The 19112-nt window shown below is 64.4% G+C and carries 16 protein-coding genes; 6 read left to right on the top strand and 10 right to left on the bottom strand.

Annotated elements, in window-relative coordinates; genetic code table 11:
• Positions 1-138 precede the first annotated feature (138 nt).
• The gene (locus AC1DXU_RS09095) at positions 139-2574 is read right to left on the bottom strand and encodes a putative bifunctional diguanylate cyclase/phosphodiesterase (protein WP_477367212.1); all 2436 of its coding nucleotides are present in this window, start codon (positions 2572-2574) and stop codon (positions 139-141) included.
• A gap of 285 nt (positions 2575-2859) precedes the next feature.
• Between AC1DXU_RS09095 and AC1DXU_RS09090 the strand changes: the two genes are divergently transcribed.
• A complete protein-coding gene (locus tag AC1DXU_RS09090) occupies positions 2860-3285 on the top strand; it encodes an OsmC family protein (protein ID WP_477367209.1) in 426 nt (141 codons plus the stop codon).
• A 13-nt stretch (positions 3286-3298) separates the two neighbouring features.
• On the top strand, positions 3299-3832 hold the full coding sequence (locus AC1DXU_RS09085) for a carboxymuconolactone decarboxylase family protein (protein WP_477367206.1): 534 nt from the start codon (positions 3299-3301) through the stop codon (positions 3830-3832).
• On the opposite strand, the gene AC1DXU_RS09080 is transcribed toward AC1DXU_RS09085, so the two are convergent.
• Positions 3822-4577: a bestrophin-like domain gene (locus tag AC1DXU_RS09080; RefSeq protein ID WP_477367203.1), complete on the bottom strand. Its 756-nt coding sequence runs from the start codon at positions 4575-4577 to the stop codon at positions 3822-3824. The genes AC1DXU_RS09085 and AC1DXU_RS09080 overlap by 11 nt on opposite strands.
• Before the next feature lie 138 nt (positions 4578-4715).
• On the opposite strand from AC1DXU_RS09080, the gene AC1DXU_RS09075 reads away from it, so the two are divergent.
• Positions 4716-5459 carry a 2OG-Fe(II) oxygenase gene (locus AC1DXU_RS09075; protein ID WP_477367200.1) on the top strand — a complete coding sequence of 248 codons (744 nt, stop codon included), beginning with the start codon at positions 4716-4718 and terminating at the stop codon, positions 5457-5459.
• 52 nt (positions 5460-5511) lie between these two features.
• Here AC1DXU_RS09075 and AC1DXU_RS09070 read toward each other — a convergent pair whose 3' ends face one another.
• On the bottom strand, positions 5512-5826 hold the full coding sequence (locus AC1DXU_RS09070) for an EthD family reductase (RefSeq protein ID WP_202302901.1): 315 nt from the start codon (positions 5824-5826) through the stop codon (positions 5512-5514).
• A 228-nt stretch (positions 5827-6054) separates the two neighbouring features.
• Between AC1DXU_RS09070 and AC1DXU_RS09065 the strand changes: the two genes are divergently transcribed.
• The gene (locus tag AC1DXU_RS09065; protein ID WP_477367196.1) at positions 6055-7677 is read left to right on the top strand and encodes an ABC-F family ATP-binding cassette domain-containing protein; all 1623 of its coding nucleotides are present in this window, start codon (positions 6055-6057) and stop codon (positions 7675-7677) included.
• A gap of 40 nt (positions 7678-7717) precedes the next feature.
• On the opposite strand, the gene AC1DXU_RS09060 is transcribed toward AC1DXU_RS09065, so the two are convergent.
• Together AC1DXU_RS09060 and AC1DXU_RS09055 are read right to left on the bottom strand one after the other, a co-directional pair.
• Entirely contained in the window at positions 7718-9271 is a 1554-nt protein-coding gene (locus tag AC1DXU_RS09060; protein ID WP_477367193.1) for a winged helix-turn-helix domain-containing tetratricopeptide repeat protein, read from the bottom strand.
• A 306-nt stretch (positions 9272-9577) separates the two neighbouring features.
• Positions 9578-10711, bottom strand: a complete 1134-nt coding sequence (locus tag AC1DXU_RS09055) for an alpha-hydroxy acid oxidase (RefSeq protein WP_477368912.1) — start codon at positions 10709-10711, stop codon at positions 9578-9580.
• Between the two features lie 137 nt (positions 10712-10848).
• Between AC1DXU_RS09055 and AC1DXU_RS09050 the strand changes: the two genes are divergently transcribed.
• Complete coding sequence (locus AC1DXU_RS09050) at positions 10849-11487, top strand: TetR/AcrR family transcriptional regulator (protein ID WP_477367190.1); 639 nt, start codon at positions 10849-10851, stop codon at positions 11485-11487.
• A gap of 46 nt (positions 11488-11533) precedes the next feature.
• Here the strand turns inward: AC1DXU_RS09050 and AC1DXU_RS09045 are convergent, their stop codons facing one another.
• From AC1DXU_RS09045 to AC1DXU_RS09025, 5 genes are all read right to left on the bottom strand, one after another.
• Positions 11534-12349, bottom strand: a complete 816-nt coding sequence (locus tag AC1DXU_RS09045; protein WP_477367187.1) for a class II aldolase/adducin family protein — start codon at positions 12347-12349, stop codon at positions 11534-11536.
• Between the two features lie 147 nt (positions 12350-12496).
• Positions 12497-13390 carry a hypothetical protein gene (locus AC1DXU_RS09040; protein ID WP_477367184.1) on the bottom strand — a complete coding sequence of 298 codons (894 nt, stop codon included), beginning with the start codon at positions 13388-13390 and terminating at the stop codon, positions 12497-12499.
• A 131-nt stretch (positions 13391-13521) separates the two neighbouring features.
• Positions 13522-15180, bottom strand: a complete 1659-nt coding sequence (locus tag AC1DXU_RS09035) for an acyl-CoA synthetase (protein ID WP_477367181.1) — start codon at positions 15178-15180, stop codon at positions 13522-13524.
• A 146-nt stretch (positions 15181-15326) separates the two neighbouring features.
• Positions 15327-16469: an NAD(P)/FAD-dependent oxidoreductase gene (locus AC1DXU_RS09030; RefSeq protein ID WP_477367178.1), complete on the bottom strand. Its 1143-nt coding sequence runs from the start codon at positions 16467-16469 to the stop codon at positions 15327-15329.
• Positions 16470-16583: 114 nt separating this feature from the next.
• Positions 16584-17249 carry a peroxiredoxin gene (locus AC1DXU_RS09025; protein WP_095091235.1) on the bottom strand — a complete coding sequence of 222 codons (666 nt, stop codon included), beginning with the start codon at positions 17247-17249 and terminating at the stop codon, positions 16584-16586.
• 136 nt (positions 17250-17385) lie between these two features.
• Here AC1DXU_RS09025 and AC1DXU_RS09020 point away from each other — a divergent pair, with 136 nt between their 5' ends.
• Positions 17386-19089 carry a BTAD domain-containing putative transcriptional regulator gene (locus AC1DXU_RS09020; RefSeq protein ID WP_477367175.1) on the top strand — a complete coding sequence of 568 codons (1704 nt, stop codon included), beginning with the start codon at positions 17386-17388 and terminating at the stop codon, positions 19087-19089.
• Positions 19090-19112: the final 23 nt, after the last annotated feature.

The raw sequence follows: 19112 nt of genomic DNA, 5'->3' as shown, positions 1-19112 counted from the left end.
AACCTCGAAGCGGACGATTTGTTCGTCGGTCGATGTTGCAGTGTAAGCCCCAAGACTACCATACAATGGCGTTGCGGGGCAGGCCGGGGGCGGGGGTTGGCGCCAGCCGTTTCGATGGCCTGAAACCCTAGCGGTTCGCTACGCCAACAAGGCTTTCGGCTGTTCGAAAAGTGCGTAGACCTCGGATACCGGCATTGGACGTCCAAACAGCCATCCCTGGACATCGGTGCAGCCGTTCTCCTTGACCAGCCTGTATTGGTCCTCGGTCTCCACACCTTCCGCCGTTGTCGTCATGCCGAGCGTGGTGCCGAGTTCGGCGACGGCCTTGACGATAGCCCGGCTTTCGCTGCTCTCGCACATCAGGCTGACGAAGCTGCGATCGATCTTGATGCGGTTGAACGGAAACGACCTGAGATAGCTGAGCGAGGAATAGCCGGTGCCGAAATCATCCATGGCGATGCTGATCCCGAGGTCGCGCAGGCTGTAGAGCGTCTGAATGGTGTTTTCATTGTGCGCCAGCAGCACCGACTCGGTGATCTCCAGCTCGAGCCGTGACGGCAGCAGATTTGAAGCGGCGAGTGCCGACGCAACCTGAAGCGGCAGCGCCTGCTGCTTGAACTGGGCCGGCGAGAGATTGACCGCGACCTTGACGGGTAGGGGCCATTTCGCCGCATCGCTGCAGGCCTGGCGCATGATCCACTCGCCCAGCGCGCCGATCACGCCCGTCTCCTCGGCGAGATGGATGAACTCCGACGGCGGCAGCATGCCGAGGCGCGGATGGTTCCATCGCACCAGCGCCTCGAAGCCGGTGAGTTTCGAGGTCTTTGCGTCGTGCAGCGGTTGATAGTGCAGAACAAACTCTTCGTTCGGCACGCCGAGCGCCAGTTCGGCTTCGAGCTGGCGACGCTCCTGCAATCGTGCGTCCATTCCCGGCTCGAACGACCTGCAGGTGCCGCGTCCCTCCATCTTGGCCTTGTACAAGGCGAGGTCGGCATTGCGGATGAGGATTTCCGAACTTTGTCCGTCATCTGGGAAAACGGCGATGCCGATGCTGCTGCCGATGTTGACCTTGTGGCCCTGAATAAAATATTCGGCTGCCAGGGCGTGAATGACCCGGCTTGCCAATACGCCGGCTTGCTCGTCGCCATCGAGCAGCAACTGGAGGATGACGAACTCGTCTCCACCCACTCTCGCCACCATGGCGGTTTCGCCGGCCTGCTGCTTCAGGCGCTTGGCAACGGCACCGAGAAGCTCGTCGCCGACCGGATGTCCCAACGTGTCGTTGACCGGCTTGAAACGGTCGAGGTCGACGCAATGGACCGCCAGCTTCTCGCCGTCCCTGAGGCTCCTCAGCGCCTCGTCCATCGTGTCGGCCAGCAGGCCGCGGTTGGGCAGGCCGGTGAGAATATCATGCGTGGCGAGGTGCTGGATCTCGGCAGTGCGTTCCTCCACCCGCCGCTCCAGGGTCTCGGCGGCATCGACCTGCATCGTCATCGTCCGTCCGATCGCATACCAGCAGGCCAACGCCAACAAGGTGACGATTGCGACCGCGGCATAGCCCGCCAGCTCGAACTCCCGCACCGATCGGGCGTCTATGTTGCTGGCGAATCTGCTGTTGGGAAAACCGACCCAGAGCCGCCATGCGCTTCTCGGATCGTTGAGGGAAAGCGGGATGATTTCGGAATAGATCAGCTTTTGGTCGGGCGCCGTGAACGAGCGGGAATCTGCGGCCAGCGACGTCGACAGCCGGTGCTGGTCGGATTCGAAACCGTAGCCCGAATTGACGATGACATAGTCATTGCCGGGCAGCAGTTTCCTCAGTGCCGAGGTGAGCATGATCGCCGAAACAGAGCCACGCAGGCTGCCATCTTGCCCGAACACCGGAACCGAGAGGATAAAGCCGGATCGGTCGGCGTCATTGCCGCTGTGGATGAAATCCGTGTTGTCGCAGGTGATCAGCTCCTTCGTGCCGATGATCGGCACGTTGAGCCCGTCGATGTTGCTCGAATTCGGATAGTTCGTCTTCAGCCAGGCAAGCTGTTTGGCCAACTCATGATATTCATAGGTTTCAACTTCTTCGGCTGGACGGGCCAGCGTATTTTCATCCAGCTTTCTGGGTTTTGCCTCGCCGGCGGCGTCGGACCTCGCCCTGGCATTCACGATCAGCTGGTCGAACTGGAGGATCGGCTCTTCGAGCTTGCCCGTCACCGGATCGAAGCGATCGGGGTCGAAATCCACTGGAAGGAAGTAGACCTCGGAAATGGAAACGTTGTTGGCAAGGTTGTTGTAGATCTGCTGGATTGTAGCGCGGCCTTCGTCGCCAAGGTTGGTGCCATGCCGGTCGAGGTTTCGCACGCTTGGCAGATAGGCCAAAGTCCGCACGTTTTCGTAGATGGCCCGCAAGGCGTCTTCGACAGTCTTGGCGGTCGCCTTGGATGTCGCCTGGGAATTTTCGAGATAGCGCTCCTTGGCCAGCGCGAAGTTCCGCTGAGCGTCGATGTGCAGTGCCCCCAGCATCACCGTGCCGGTAAGCAGGATCAGAGCAGATCCGACCATTCGCCTGAAGGCGTTCATCCGCGGTTCCCACCGTCAATCGGCAAGCATTACCGCGGCGCGGTTTAGGAAGCGCTAATAACAATGCCTTTATTTGCCGTATCAACCGATGTCGCCTGCGATGCCAGAGCCGCAGTTTAGCCGCTTCCAGGCGCAACTCGTGATCGATCAGGCGCGCAACAGGCTGGCCATTTTCCACGGCGAACGGGAAAGAGATCGATGATGTCCAAGGAGCGCGATACCATATGACCGCAACGCGGTGCGCGCGCCGCGGCGTTTGCCAGCCGGCCGAAAGGATGTTTCGTGATGAGTGAACTCAAGATCAGGACCCGGGTGACCGGTGCGCTCGCCGTCTTGTCGCCGGGCGCTCTGCCTGTGGTCGCCACGCCGACCGGCGGCAGTGTCGATGTCGTCACCGGCGTCAGCGCGCCGGGCTTCAACCCGCTTGATCTGCTCTATGCCTCTGTCGCCGCCTGCATGGTGCTGAGTGCCCGCATCGCCGCCACGCGCCTCGGCGTTGCCGCCGGCCTGGGCGAAGTTCGCGCCGAGGTATCAGGCGAAAAGGCGGAAGGCGATGTCTCGCGCGTCGGCCGCTTCACCATCACGCTCGACATAGCGGGCGATCTCGACGAAGCGACGAAAAAGCGGATTGTGGAAGACGCCGAAACGATCTGCACGGTGAGCAACACACTGCGTACGCCGCCGGAGCTTCACACCACGCTCGCCGGGTAACCAGGACCACCCCATGGCACGCATCTCCCCAATCGACTACGCCACAGCTTCGCCCGAGATTCGTGCCGAGCATGACCGGGAGCTCGGCCTTCGCGGCCGAATGACCAATATGAAGCGCATCCTGCTGCATTCGCCGGTGGCGCATCGCATCTATGCCGAATGGTTCACCTTACGTGACCTGTTGCGGCCTGATCTCGACGATCGCGCGGTCTGGCTATTGTCGCTGGCGATCTCCGAAAGCGCCCATGCCGAGATACCGGTCACCTTCTTTCGCCGCGCGCTGGTCGGCGCCGGGCTCGATCCCGAGACTGTCGTGCCAACGGCAGACGAGACGCTGCTGATCGCCTTCGGCAAGGCCATCGCCACCGATTCCAATGCCGTTCCCGACACTATCTGGGACGCGCTGAAAGCCCGCTACGACGAGACGGTGCTGGTCAACCTGGTCGCCTTCGCCGGCATCATGGTGGCGACCACCGTGTTCACCAATGCGGTGCGGGTCGACCTCGATCCGGAGTTGGAGCCTTATCGCCGGAAGGCTATCGGCTGAGCTCCACCAGCGCGCGCTCGAGCGGTGCAGGCGAGATCTGGATCGGGCCGGAAAACGCCACGTCCATGTCGAGGATCAAATAGAGCGAACCGGCGATCAGCGCTGCCGCCAGCACGACAGAGCCGACGACGACGGCATTGCGCGGCGCGCGGAAGCCGAAGCTGCCGAAGATCAGCATCAGCCACAGCACCAGCATGACGATCAGCGGCGGCGGAATGGTGCCTTCCGATTGTTCGATCAGCACCCAGCGCTGCTCCAGAACCTTCTGCAGGTGCTGGCGGGCATCCTGAAGCAAGGCGCCACGGGTGGCATCCGGCGGCGTCATCGCGCCCAGCCGGTCGCCGGTCTCGTTGAGCAGATGCTCCGACAGCCTGTTGGCGATAACCGGCGTTTCACCCTGGGGCATGACGTCACCCACCACCCGTTGCACATAGGCGACGAGCGGTTCGCGGACTGCGCTGGTTTCGGCGCCGTATTGCCTGAGCGTCCTGTCCAGCAGGATCAGTTCTGTCGCATAGGCGTGCACATTGTGGTCGATGGATTCGAAGGTGTTCTTGGCCGAGTTGATCATCAGGCCGATCACCAGCGAGGTCGTCACCACGAACAAATTGGCGATGAGGCGCACTACGGCGCTGGTGTCGTCCTGGCGGTGTCTCTCGGGGAAACGATGGTAGATCGCCAGGCTGCACAGTGCCGCCCCGGCCAGACAGACAAAGATCGCCACCCCGACAAGAGCCTCACGCATGGCGCCATTGTGCACGAGAAGCGGAAATTGCCAACGGCGACCGTGCAGGCTGCCGGTCCACAAGCCGCCCTGGCAGGAAACGGGTGGCTGGCGCGCCTCCTTTCGCCGACCCTGACGGCAGCATCGGAGGCAAGACCCATGACCATCCATTCCCTCGATACGGCAAAAGCGGCCCGTGCGGCCGAGACCCGCGTCGCCGCCTGTGACTGGCTGGCACTGTCCGGCGAGCTCGGCAACCATGGCTGCGCGGTCATCGAAAAGTTGCTGACGCCTGAGGAGTGCCGGCAGATCGCCGGCCTCTATCCCGACGAAAGCCATTTCCGCAGCCATGTCCACATGGCGCGGCATGGTTTTGGCAAGGGCGAGTATCGCTATTTCCGCTATCCCCTGCCGGACCTGATCGGCGCCTTGCGCAGCGCGCTCTACCCGCGGCTGGCCAGCGTCGCCAATGACTGGAACGAGCGCATGAGCATCGCCCAGCGCTATCCCCTAGAACACGCCGCGTTCCTCAGGCAATGCCACGAGCACGGCCAGACGAGGCCGACACCGCTTCTGCTGCAATATGTGCCCGGCGACTTCAATTGCTTGCACCAGGACCTCTATGGCGATCTCGCCTTCCCACTGCAGGTGGCGATCCTGCTCTCCCAACCGGGCGAGGATTTTACTGGCGGCGAGTTCGTGCTGACCGAGCAGCGCCCGCGCATGCAGAGCCGCGCCGAGGTGGTGCCGCTCAGCCAGGGCGACGCGGTGGTCTTCGCAGTCCACAACCGTCCGGTGCAAGGCACCAAGGGCAATTACCGGGTCAATCTACGCCACGGCGTCAGCCGCCTGCGCTCGGGACGGCGGCATACGGTGGGGATCATCTTCCACGACGCGAAATAACGTCGTCCGCTTCGGCGCGGCTCCTTCGTTCCGCTCCGAGACCGGCGAAGGCTCACACTTCGTCGACGTCGAACAGCAGCATCGTCAAGTCGTCGTCTCCTGGCGCGAGTATCCGCCGGTCAGCGGCGCAGGCAATGCCGATTTCGGTGGCAAATGCGCTCTGCATATCGGCGAGGCTGTCGAAATAGAGCGTCCCCACCAGATACGGCATCTCGCCCGCCGAGCGCTTGATGATGGGCCGCCTGCTGATGTCGTAGCGTCGCAGGCCGGGAAGCTTCTTGGCCAGCGGCACATGAACCTCGAAATAGTGCCGGTCGAATGCCTCCGGATCGGCCGGGGTTTTGTAGATCACGAGCATCTTGGCCATCGTCCTATTCCTGTCCTGTTGGCGTTGCTGTTCGGGGGCCATGCAGGCCGCCCCGCCAATGTCGTTCCGCGAGGGCGGTTTTCGACGTTCCCTGGATTCTTGTTTTCGTGCGCGATGACGGGGTCCTCGCTACCATCTGCGGCGCTTCTGCCTCTTCCCCCGCTGCGCTCATTCGCGTAAGGGCCGGGGCAACTCCCTCCACTCCCGCATCAGCCTCCCGGACTCCCCATGATACGTCTCGAAAGCATCAGCAAGCAGAACGGCCGCCAGATCGTCTTCATCGAGGCCTCCGCCGCCTTGCAGAAGGGCGAGAAGGTCGGTCTCGTCGGCCCGAATGGCGCCGGCAAGACGACTTTGTTTCGCATGATCAATGGCGAGGAGCAGCCCGACGAGGGCCAGGTGCAGGTCGATCGTGGCGTCACCATCGGCTATTTCAGCCAGGATGTCGGCGACATGGCCGGCCACAGCGCGGTCGCCGAGGTGATGAACGGCGTCGGGCCGGTGAGCGATGTCGCTGCCGAAATGCGTGAGCTCGAGCACGCCATGGGCGATCCCGACCAGGCTGACCGGATGGACGAGATCATCGAAAAATATGGCGAGGCGCAGCACCGCTTCGAAGAACTCGACGGCTACGCGCTGGACGGCCGCGCCCGCGAGGTGCTGGATGGCCTCGGCTTTTCCCAGGAGATGATGGACGGCGATGTCGGCAAACTGTCCGGCGGCTGGAAGATGCGCGTGGCGCTGGCCCGCATCCTTTTGATGCGGCCCGATGTCATGCTGCTCGACGAGCCGAGCAACCATCTCGATCTGGAAAGCCTGATCTGGCTGGAATCCTTCCTCAAGGGCTATGACGGCGCGCTCTTGATGACCTCGCACGACCGCGAGTTCATGAACCGCATCGTCAACAAGGTGGTCGAGATCGATGCCGGCTCACTCACCGCCTATTCCGGCAATTACGAATTCTACCAGCAGCAACGGGCCATTGCCGACAAGCAGCAGCAGGCGCAGTTCGAGCGCCAGCAGGCGATGCTGGCCAAGGAGATCGCCTTCATCGAGCGCTTCAAGGCCCGCGCCTCGCATGCCGCCCAGGTGCAGAGCCGGGTCAAGAAGCTGGACAAGATCGACCGCGTCGAGCCGCCCAAACGCCGCCAGACGGTTTCCTTCGATTTCCAGCCGGCGCCGCGCTGCGGCGAGGATGTCGTGACGCTGAAGAACGTCCACAAGGGCTATGGCAGCCGGTCGATCTATGCGGGGCTGGATTTTCAGGTGCGGCGCCGCGAGCGCTGGTGCATCATGGGCGTCAACGGCGCCGGCAAGTCGACGCTCTTGAAGCTGGTCGCCGGCGCCTCCGAGCCCGACAATGGCACGGTCGCGCGCGGCCCGAGCGTCAAGATGGGTTATTTCGCCCAGCACGCCATGGAGCTGCTGGAAGGCGAGCGCACGGTGTTTCAGACGCTGGAGGACGCGTTTCCGCAGGCCGGCCAGGCGCCGCTCCGCGCACTTGCCGGCTGCTTTGGCTTTTCCGGCGACGAGATCGACAAGAAATGCCGCGTGCTGTCAGGCGGTGAGAAGGCGCGCCTGGTGATGGCGCTGATGCTGTTTGACCCGCCCAACCTGCTGGTGCTCGACGAGCCGACCAACCATCTCGACATCGCCACCAAGGAGATGCTGATCACCGCACTCTCGCAGTACGAAGGCACCATGCTGTTCGTCTCGCACGACCGGCATTTTCTCGCGGCGCTGTCGAACCGCGTGCTGGAACTGACGCCGGAGGGCATCCACACCTATGGCGGCGGCTATACAGAATATGTCGAGCGCACGGGACAGGAAGCGCCGGGGTTGCGAAGCTGACGGGCGCTACTATCGGTACAGGAAGCCCCGGACTCGCCGATCAGTCGAGCCCGGCGACGCGCAGTCCCTCGATGTAGCGCGCCCGATCCTTTTCGTGGACGATGGGGTGGTATTTCTCGACCCAGTCGACGGACACGGATGGATGCAGGCGCCGTGTCTGCGACAGCGCGTGGGCGGCGGTGGCGCGATCGCCCGCCATGCCGGCCGAGGCGGCGTATGTGCGCCAGGCCGTCCCGAAATTCTGCCTGAGATCAACCGCCCGCCGCTCGAATTCGGCGGCCTCGTCGTAACGCCCGGCCATGAAATGACAGAGCCCAATGACGGAGAGGCTGCCGGCTTGCGTGAAATCACGGGGGCTCAGCCGGTCGGCCAGCGCGACATGGTGCAGGCCGTCTTCGGGCATGCCGGCATAGGCATAGGTCGATCCTAGGATCATATGCGCATAGGCCAGGCTCGGATTGAGGGTGATCGCCTCGGACAGGGCCTTCACGGCGGGATCGAAACGGCGCGAGGCCATATGCACGAAGCCGGTGGCGAAGTGGGTCCAGGGGTCCTCCGGATCGCTGCGGATCGCCCGTTGCGCCATGTCGTGGGCAGCGGGCAGGGCGGCTTCCGAATCAGCCAGTCCAAGCATCGACTTTGCGCCGAGGCCCCAGGCAATCAGGCAGTTGGCGCGCGGATAGTCGGGGTCGATGTCGATGGCTTTCTTGAGCAGCCGCTCGGCGATCTCGAAATCCGGCAGCGAGGCCCACGTCCAGACATAGGGCATCGCCTTCATCACGAAGCCCCAGGCGTCGAGGTTGCCTGGCGACCGGCTCTGGAAACGCTCCTGCTCGGCGACGTACAGCCTCGGCTCGATGGCGCCGATGACGCTTTGGGCGATCTCGTCCTGCAGCGCGAAGAAATCGGCGATTTCCGCATCGTAGCGCTCGGCCCAGATCTGGCGCCCGGTGTCGGCGTCGCTCAGCCTGGCATTGATGCGCAGCCGCTGTCCGGAGCGACGCACGCTTCCGTCGAGCACATAGCGCACGCCGAGCTCGCGCCCGATCTGCTTCACGTCGACCGCCTTGCCGCCATAGGTGAACGACGAGTTGCGCGCCGAGACGAACAGCCAGCGCAGCCGCGCCAGGCGGGTGATGATGTCTTCCGCGAGGCCGTCGCCAAAATATTGCTGCTCGGCGTCGTCGCTGAGATTGGCAAAGGGCAGCACGGCGATCGAAGGCCCGGCCTCGGCGCTGTCGGGTGCGGCGGCGGCCGCGTCGATGCAATCCACAGCGCCGCCAAAGCGGTAGCCGATCCGGGGGATGGTCGCGATCCACTCGGCATCGTCGGACCCAGGCCCAAGCAGTTTACGCAGCAATGCGATCTGGACGGAGAGGTTGCTTTCCTCGACCGCCGCGTTCGGCCATGCGGCATCCATCAGCTCTGCCTTGGACAGCACTTCACCGGGTCGTTCCACCAGCGCCGCCAGCAGCAGCACGCCGCGATAGCCGACGGGAACGGGCAAGCCCTGCCGGAGCAGCGTTCCCGCCTCCGGGTTGAGCTCGAACGGGCCGAAGGCAAAACGCTTCCCCACCATGGCGTAAACTAACATCTTTTCGGGGCTTTTCGGAAGTATTCGGGCATCCGCCCGCGACCTCATCGGGCGCCCGGCTCATCCTGTCACCACGTTTTGACACAGGAGAGCCGAAAATGTCCGCAATTGCTTTCGACCGTATCGGGTTTGAGACTGAGACCAGCCAGGCGACCCCGGTGAGCAGACCGCTCCCACGCGAAGAAGAATTCCGCACCGCCCTCGACCGCTATATGGCGGACTACATCGCCTGCCAGAAACGCCGCGACATCGGACACCACAGCGGCGCCCAATGCCACAGCGACGGCCCCGTCCAGCAAGATTCGACTAATTCAGCACCCGCTCGTCGACTTCGTCGATGCTTCTCGTGCCGGTCAGCGCCATGGTGACGGACAGTTCCTTGCGAAGGATCTCAATGGCGGTTGCAACACCGGCCTCTCCGCCGGCGCCGAGGCCGTAAATATAGGCTCGTCCGACCAGGCAGCTTCTGGCGCCAAGGGCGAGCGCGCGCATCACATCCTGGCCTGATCGAACGCCGCCGTCGAACATCACCTCGGTTTGCGAGCCCACCGCTTCAACGATCTTCGGCAGCTTGGAGATCGTCGATGGTGCGCCGTCCAGCTGCCGGCCCCCATGATTGGACACCACGATCGCGGTCGCGCCAGCCTTGGCGGCGGTGCGCGCATCGTCCACGTCGAGAATACCCTTGATGATCAGCTTGCCTGGCCAGATGCTCCTGATCCACTCGACGTCATTCCAGTTGAGTGTCGGATCGAACTGGTGCGACACCCAGTCCGCGAGTTCCTTGACGCCTTGCTCGCCTTTCACATGGCCGGCGAGGTTGCCGAACGTCCAGCGCTTGGCAGCAAGCATCCGCCAGACCCAGGCGGGCTTGGTCGCCATGTCGAGAAGATTTCGCACTTTCAATGCCGGTGGAACCGACAGCCCATTCCTGACGTCGGCGTGGCGCTGTCCCAGCACCTGCAGGTCGACGGTGAGCACCAGCGCGCTGCAGCGGGCAGCGATCGCCCGATCGACGAGCGAGCGCACGAAGCCGCGGTCCTTCATCACATAGAGCTGGAACCAGAACGGCTTGTCGACCACCTCGGCAACGTCCTCAATCGAGCAGATCGCCATCGTTCCGAGCGTGTAGGGGACACCGGCCGCCTGTGCGGCGCGACAGGCAAGGATCTCCCCATTGGCCCATTGCATCCCGCCAATGCCGATTGGTGCCAGCGCGATCGGCAGCGAAGCCTTCTCGCCGAGGATCGTTGTCCCGGTATCCCGTTGAGAAACGTCGATCAGCACGCGCTGGCGGAAGGTGAGGCGCTCCAGATCGGCGCTGTTGGCGCGCAAGGTTTGTTCCGAGTAGGAGCCTCCCTCGACATAGTCGAAAAAGGCCCGGGGAACGCGGCGGCGGGCAGCCTGCCGCAGATCCTCGATGCAGGTCATGGTCTTCAGCAGCACGGGCGCCGGTCGCGCCTTGGCCCGGTCGCGAAACCCCGCGGCCTCATTGGTTCGTCCAAGATCAGGTGCTGCGGTGATCAGCCTGTCCATCGTCGGCTCCCAACGAATATTAGCCAATGCTGGTCCATTGAATGTCGCGGCCGCGCGGATGTAAACTCACTAGCGAGTATACATTCATCGGCGTCAGCCCCGTGCCCAGATCGTCCGACCAGACCAGGCCAGTGATATTGCAGGCGGCGTACAAGCTCTTTCGCCGCCGGGGATTCTTTCGCGTCGGCATGGATGAGATCGCAAGCGCCGCCGGCGTCACCAAGAAGACACTCTACTATCACTTCGACAGCAAGGACGCGTTGCTGACCGCGGTGCTTGCATCACAGCACGAACGGGCGTTCGCCGAGTTCCAGACCTATGGCATCGACCTGTCGGGCGGCCCGGAGCAACTGGTCGACAAGCTGTTCGGTGGACTGGCCGCATGGTCGGCCAAACCGCGCTGGGCTGGATCGGGATTTACCAGGCTTGCAATCGAGCTGGCCGATCTCTCGGGACATCCCGCACGCTCGATGGCGCGCCAGCACAAAGCCTTGATGGAACGGCAACTGGCAACCCTTCTCGCCGAAGCGAAGGTGGCATCGCCGGGCGAGCGGGCACGCGAGTTGTTCCTGCTGGTAGAGGGTGCGATGGTCATGATCCTGATCCATGGCGACCGAAGCTATTGCACCGCCGCGGCCGATGCCGCCAAACGGCTGGTCGCAAATGGATCAGCCGTTTGACGCCGATGGTCAGCCTTCGTCGGCCATGTGCGGATCGCGCGCGGGCCTACCCAAGCAGATCGGGCTGCTGCCTGAGGATGCGGTCGTGCAGCGGCTGGCATTGAAACCAGCCGGCCTGCGCCGTGCCGTTGACCGCGCGGGTGGCGCGGGCGTTTTCCGGGTCGACCTGCAGCGGCGTGCCCACGCTTTCGGCGAGGAACTGCGCCTGGCAGCAACGTTCCATCGAGATGAACCACCAGACGGCCTCGTCGACGGTCTGGCCGACCGTGAGCAGGCCGTGGTTGCGCAGGATCGCCGCCTTGTGGCCGCCAAGGCTCTCGGCGATCCGCGCCGCCTCGCTCGCCTCAGTGATCATCACCCGCGTGTCGTCGAAGAAGACGTGATCCTCGTAGAAGGCGCAGGCGTCCTGCGTGATCGGGTCGAGCAGCCGGCCGACCGCCGACCACGCCTTGCCATAGATGGAGTGGGTGTGCGCGGCCGCCACCACATCCGGTCGCGCCGCGTGGATCTGGTGATGAATGGCGAAGGCGGCGACATTGACCGGCATCGTGCCCTCGACCACGGCGCCCATGCCGTCGACGCGGATGAGGTCGGAGACGGTGACATGCGCGAAATGCATGCCAAACGGATTGACCCAGAACGTGTCGGTAAACTCCGGATCACGCGCCGTGATATGTCCGGCGACGCCTTCGCTGAAGCCCAGCGCTCCGAATATGCGGAAACCGGCGGCAAGCCTTTCCTTCCGGTGTTGCCGTTCCTGTTCGAGGCTTTCGAAGCTGAGTGGCCTTTTGAAAAGAGGCTCATACGCCGCCTGCTTGCTGGCAGCCAAATCGCTTTCGGGAATTGACGTGACGACGTTCATGGCGCCCTCCTTGAGCTCCTGCGCCGTCTGCATGACGGCAGGCCCCAGATTGGAGAAGCCTCGAGCCAGCGTCTCAAAGGCGGCATCAATAGTTCCGAATTCTTCCGAATAGATGCGAAACTGTCCGGTGTCGCTAAGCGCCGAGCCCTACTTTCCCGCCATATTGTCGGCAAGCGCCTGCGCCTGGGCAAGCAGTGCCGGGAAGGCCGCGTCATCAGGCAGGTGCTGCGCCATGCAGGCGCGATAGTCGCCGTCGCCTTTTTCCCAGGCGGCATTGGCGGCATCGAACGCCTTTTCGTCCTTGGGGTCCGAGGCCTGGTAGGTCTCCTGGAATTTCTGGGCGGCAGCGTCCGCCGCGGCCCACACCGCATCGCAGGCGGTGATCTTCGGAACGGGCGGTACCGCGGCCGCTTCGGCGATCATGACGCGATCGCCCTTCACCAGCGTGACGATGACCTCCTGCTCGTAGATCGGGCCGACGTCCTGCGTCCAGCCGCCGAGCCGGGCGAACGCCATGTCGGCGCCATCGGGCTTCTTCAGCGCAAAGTCGAGCGTGCCTGAGAACGCGGCGTCGCTGCCAATGGCCTGGGTGTAGAAGGCGTCGAGCTTCAGCGCCGCGTCGATGCCGGCGGGCAGCCTTAGGCTTTCATCTTCCTCGTTGGCCTTGGACTTCAGCCAGCGCTCGGCCAGCCCGCGCGTCGTTGCCACGAGGCTCGGGCCGTTGTCGTTGTTGGCGTATCGCAGCCCGTCGAGCATGCCAAAGCCGATATCGGAAGCATTGAGGCTTTCGAGATTGATCGTGCCGTTCGATGGAAAATCCTTGACCGTCAGCGGGCCGATCATGCCGGAAAGACGCTGCTGAAGGTCGGCCAAAGCCTTCTCATTCTGGGCATCGATGGTTTCGATGGCGGTGTTTGCGCTTTCCTGCGCAGCGCTGGCTGCAATCGCCTTGTCGCGCGCGGCGATATAGTCGTCCTCCGGCGAGGCCGCGAGCGCCGCGGTGCTCACAAGAGCGAACAGAAATGTCCAGACCAATCGCATGATGAAACCCCGCTCTGCGCCCTACCCAAGGACAGTTCGCATATTTGACGACAAGATTGGGCCAAAAGAAGACTGGGAGCGCCGACGCTGGAGCCGCTGATCTCCCCCACGAGGAGGAGATTGGTACCGCGTCACCCCTTGCGCTTTTCCACCTCCGCCTTCCTCAGCAAAAACCGCTGGATCTTGCCGCTTGGCGTCTTCGGCAATTCGGTGACGAAATCGACCTCGCGCGGATAGGCATGCGCCGAGAGCCGCTTCTTGACATGCTGCGCCAGCTCTTCGGCGAGCGCCTCGCTGCCCTGCCAGGCGGACGCCAGCACCACAAAGGCCTTGACGATCTCGGTGCGCTGCGGATCGGGGACGCCGACCACCGCCGCCTCGTTGACCGCGGGATGCTCGATCAGCGCGCTTTCGACGTCGAACGGCCCGATCCGGTAGCCGGCCGAGGTGATCACGTCGTCCGCCCGGCCGATGAAGGAGACCGAGCCGTCCGGCTCATACTCGACCGTGTCGCCGGTGCGGTAATAGCCGCCCGCAATCGCCGGCGTCTCCGCCTGATGATAGCCATTGAACCAGCGCAGCGGCGACTTGGCGATGTCGACGGCGAGAATGCCGGGCTGGTTGGGGCCAAGCTCCTGACCGGCCTCGTCAAGAACCACCATGCGATAGCCCGGCATCGGGAAGCCCGCCGAACCCGGCCGCACCGTGTGCGACAGGCCGTGATGGTTGTTGACCATCATGCCGTTCTCGGTCTGGCCGTAATGGTCGTGGATCGGGGCGGCAAGATGGGCGTCGAACCAGCGGATCACCTCCGGGTTGAGCGGCTCGCCGGCGCTGCTCACCACCCTCAGCCGCCCCTTGATGCGGGCGGCGGCCTCGGCCCCTTCCGCCATCAGCAGGCGATAGGCGGTGGGCGAGCCGGCGAGGCTGGTGACGCCCAGCCGCTCGATGATGTCGTAGGTGCTTTTGGCGTTGAAGGCGCCTTCATAGAAGGTGGTGGCGATGCCGAGCTGCAGCGGCCCGGTGATCGCGTAATAGAGGCCGTAGGCCCAGCCGGGATCGGCAATGTTCCAGAACACGTCGTTAGGCCTCAGCCCGATCGCCTCGCGCATATAGGCGCCAAACGACAGCAGCGCCTTGAGCGGCACCGGTACGCCCTTGGGCATGCCGGTCGTTCCCGAGGTCGACATCATCATGAACAGGTCGTCGCCCTTGCGCAGCATCGGCTGGCAATTGGGGGAGGCGGCGGCAAGGGCGGCGCGGAAATCGATGTCGCCGGCGGGCAGCACCTCGCCGGGTCCGAGAACGGTCGCGATTTGCGGCGGCTTCTCGACCTCGTCGAGCTTGCCGCGATTGGCCGGGTTGGTCACCACCAGCTTCGCGCCGCTATAGCCAAGCCGGCGCTCGATGGCTTTTGGGCCAAAAGCGGTGAACAGCGGCTGGTAGACGGCGCCGATGCGCCATGTCCCAAGAATGAGCGCCACCAGTTCGGGAATGCGCGGCAGCATGCCAGCAACGACATCGCCGGGGCCGACGCCCAAATCCTGCAGCAGGGTGCCGACGCGTCCTGATAGATCGGCGAGAGCGTCGAAACTGAATTCGCTCAAGTTCCCGCTAGCGGAGATGGCGCGCAGCGCAAGGCGATTCTGGCCAGTGTAGCGGCCACAGCATTCGACATAGGCGTTGATGCCGGTCGCGGGGTCGCCGGCAAGGCGCGCGACTTCATCCTCGATGCGAAAGCGTTGAACGGCATCCTCATAGCGCGGCAAGCCGGCCGAAGCTCCAACCATCGCGGCATTCCTCCCGTAGCGGCGTCCACCTCCTCGTGGACCATCGTCATGGCCGGCAGGATACCCAAGATCGCGCTCGTGGTCGATGAGAAGCCAAGACCACCCTGGGGGCCCCTCAGCCCCTGGGCGGCCTGCATCCTCTGGGCTCAGAGGCCGAACCAGCGCGAGCGCCGGCTCGATCCAAAAGTCTCCTTATCCGCGCGCAGCGCTACCGAGGGCTCGTGGTATTTTCCGGTCGGCGCGGGGCCTGAAAAGAAGTCGACCTCGACCTTGCCGATGCGACCGCCGCCGAACTCGATATAGCAGGTGCCGAAGCCGTCATAGAGCGAGGCGCTGCCGCTCTGGCGCAGTTTTGCGATGAGCCCGGTGGCAACGGCGCGCGCCGCACCTTCGGCGAACACGCCGGCCTTGGGCGTGCCGGTGTTAGCGCCATCGCCGACGGCATAGACGTTCTCGTATTTTGTTTCGAGCGTGCGCGGATTGACCGGGATCCAGCCGTTCTCGGCCATGCCGCTTTCCAGCACCACCGGCGGTACGCGATGCTTGGGAACGCCGAGGAAGAGATCGAACGGCATCTCCGTGCCGTCGTCGAGCACCGCCACGTTGCGGGCATTATCAACGGACGCGACGCGGCGGCTGGGGATGAACTTGATGTCGCGTTCGGCAAAGGCCGCCAGCAGAGCCCGCGACGTCTCGGGCGAGGGTGGCACCGGGCTGCCCAGCGGCAGCACCAGTGATATCTCGCAGTCCGCGCGCACGCCTTGCCTGACCAGATAGTCGTGCAGCATCAGCACGCATTCGCTGGGCGCCGGCGGGCACTTGTAGGGCGCCCCGCAGACGCCGACCATCGCCTTGCCTTTTTTGAACGTGGGCAGCACGTCGCGCAGCCGCTCCGCTCCCACCACGGTGTAGAACTCGTTGGTTCCCGAAAGCCCTGGCGTGGCGTCGAAATCATATTCCGCACCCAGCGCGACCACGAGGTGGTCGGCGTCGAACACGCCGTCATTGGTGGTCACACGGCGCCTTTCGGGATCGATCCCTGTGATCGTGCGCTTCAGCATCCTGACGCCCGGCTTGGCGTAGCTTTTGTAGGGCAGGCGCACGGCCTGCGGCGTCTTCAGCCCGAACATCACGTCCAGCTTGGAAAAGCCGAACACGAAGGAATCGCTCTGGTCGATCAGCGTCACGTCGATGCTGTCGCCCATCGCCTCGGAAAGCAGCGTCGTCAGCTCCAGGCCGCCGAAGCCGGCTCCCAGCACGACGATACGCGGTTTGCTTGCGGTGTTCATCTTTGTTCCCCACGAATATTTGCTGGTTGATCGATCATTCCCGTCGTGGCGGCGGAGACCCATGTCCTCGCCGCCAAAGTCCTGGCCGTCCAGGTCCTTGCAGTTTGACCGATGTCAGGTCAGGACCGGCTGCGGCACGATGCGGATGTAGGGCTTCGGCTCTTTCCAGCCCTGCGGGTAGAGTTGCTTGGCTTCATCGTTCGACACCGACCCGGCGATGATGACGTCGTCGCCCGGCTTCCAGTTGACCGGCGTCGCTAGGCGGTGCTTGGCCGTCAGCTGCAGGGAGTCGACCACGCGCAGCACCTCGTCGAAGTTGCGGCCCGTCGTCATCGGGTAGGATATCACCAGCTTGATCTTCTTGTCCGGGCCGATGACGTAGACGTTGCGCACCGTCTGGTTGTCGGCAGCGGTGCGGCCGTCGGCGCTGTTGCCGGCCGACGCCGGCAGCATGTCGTAGAGCTGCGAGATGGCGAGCGTCGGGTCACCGATCATCGGGAAGTTCGGCGCCATCCCTTGCGTCTCGGCAATGTCCTTGGCCCAGCCGGCATGCTTCTCGACCGGGTCGACGGAGAGGCCGATGACCTTGACGCCGCGCTTGTCGAACTCGGGCTTGAGGCGGGCCATGTAGCCGAGTTCGGTCGTGCACACCGGCGTGTAGTCCTTGGGGTGGGAGAACAGGATGCCCCAGCCCTTGCCCAGCCATTCGTGAAAGCTGATCGTGCCTTCAGTGGTCTCGGCGGTGAAGTCGGGGGCGATGTCTGCGATACGGAGTGACATGTTGCTTTCCTTTCCGGTTGGAATTCGATTGCGGGGGCATATTAGGAAATCTATGTTCCGCCAGCGTTCCCCGACGCCCCCTCGTTGGTGACGGCTCTGGCGCCGCCTGGGCCGGTCCTTTCCTGATGGTGCCTGCATGCGCGTTTCGATCCATCTGCTCGGCCGCTTCGCCGTCAGCGTCGATGGCCGCCCGATCCCGGCGGCAGACTGGCGGCGCGATCGCGCCGCGGCCCTGGTCAAGCTGCTGGCGCTGAGGCCCGCCCATTCCATCCACCGCGAGCAGGCCATGGAAATTTTCTGGCCCGACGCCGATCCCGAGGCGGCCGGCGCCAATCTGCGCAAGGCCATTCATTTCGCGCGCCGCACGCTCGGCGTCCACGACCTGATCGAGGTGGGCAACGACATCGTCGCGCTTGCCCCGCATGCCGAGCTCGAGATCGACGCCGAAAGCTTCGAGGCCGCCGCCAAGGCGGCGCTGCGCGGTGGTGACAAGAGCGCCTATGAGCGTGCCGCCGACTTCTATGGCGGCAGGCTGTTGCCGGACGATCTTTTCGTCGAATGGCTCGACACGCCGCGCGCGCAACTGCAGCAGCGCTATAGCGACCTTTTGCGCGCCGGCGGCCTGTGGCAGCGGCTGATTGCGCTCGACCCCGCCGACGAGCAGGCCCAGTGCGCGCTGATGCAAGTGGCACTCGATGCCGGCAACCGCGTCGAGGCCATTCGCCAGTTCAACCAGCTGCGCGAGAACCTGCACGCCGAGCTCGGCGTCGGGCCGAGTGCGGCGACCATTGCCCTTTACGAGAAGGCGCTGGCCCTCTCCAGCACCGAGACCGTCAGCCCGTCGGAGCGCATCCGCACCTCGCTCGCCTGGGGCCTGGTGCATCTGCAGAGCGGCGAGTTCGACAAGGCAAGCGAGATCGCCAGGCACACGCGCGACCTGGCGCTCGGCGCCGACCTGCCGCGCGAAGTCGGCGAGGCGAGCGCGCTGCTCGGCCTCGCCTCGATGATGCGGGCGCAGTGGCCGCAACTGTTCCGCTCTGAATTCATCGAATGGGTTCGTGCCAAGCCGGCCTTCGTGCAGCATGTCTTCGATGGTCACCTGTGCCTGTCAGAATTCTGCCTGTGCAGCGCCTCGGGTCATGCCGAAGTCGCGGGCCTCGCCCGCGAGCTGCTCACCGTCGCCGAGCAGGCCGGATCGCAAGCCGGCCGCGGGCTTGCCTGCCTGCTGATGGGCGAGGCGGCGCTGTTTTCAGGCGACCTCGACGAGGCCGAGCGCCACCTGGCCGAGGCCGAGCGGCTGCTGCTGGAGGCCGATGCGGTGGCAGGCCGCGTGCTGGCCATCGAGCGGCTGGCCGAGATTGCGCTGGAGCGCGGCCAGAAGTGGCGTGCCAGCCGGCTCATCCAGCGCGGTCTCACCGACGCCGAACGCTCATGGCTGTCGCCGCACCTGATCATGCGCATGCAGGCGCTGGCCGTGCGCGCGGCGGCGACACCCAAGATGGTGGCGGAAGAAATCCTGGCCGGCGACCGGCTTTTGACCCCAGGCGCCTGCCAGCCCTGTTCGATGGCGCTGCGCACGGCCTCGGCAATCGCGCTCGCCGAGGCGGGCGAGCTGGACCAGGTCGACCGCCGCCTGAACGATGCCGAGCGCATCGCCGGCATGTGGCATGGCGGTCCCTGGGCGGCCGCCCTCTGGGAAGCGCGCGGCGTGCAGCGGCGGGCGCAGAACCACGAGATCCGCGCGCTCGCCGCCTTCGACGAGGCGGCCTCGCGCTATCAGGAGCTTGGCCGCCCGCGCGACCAGGCCCGCTGCCTGGCCCGCATGGGCCGCGAAGGGTAGCGCGCCGGCGCCTGGTTGCGGAT

Source organism: Mesorhizobium sp. P3_A10, from assembly GCF_056403175.1.
Note: the sequence above shows the minus strand (reverse complement) of the source record. Positions and strands in the feature narration are given on the sequence as shown.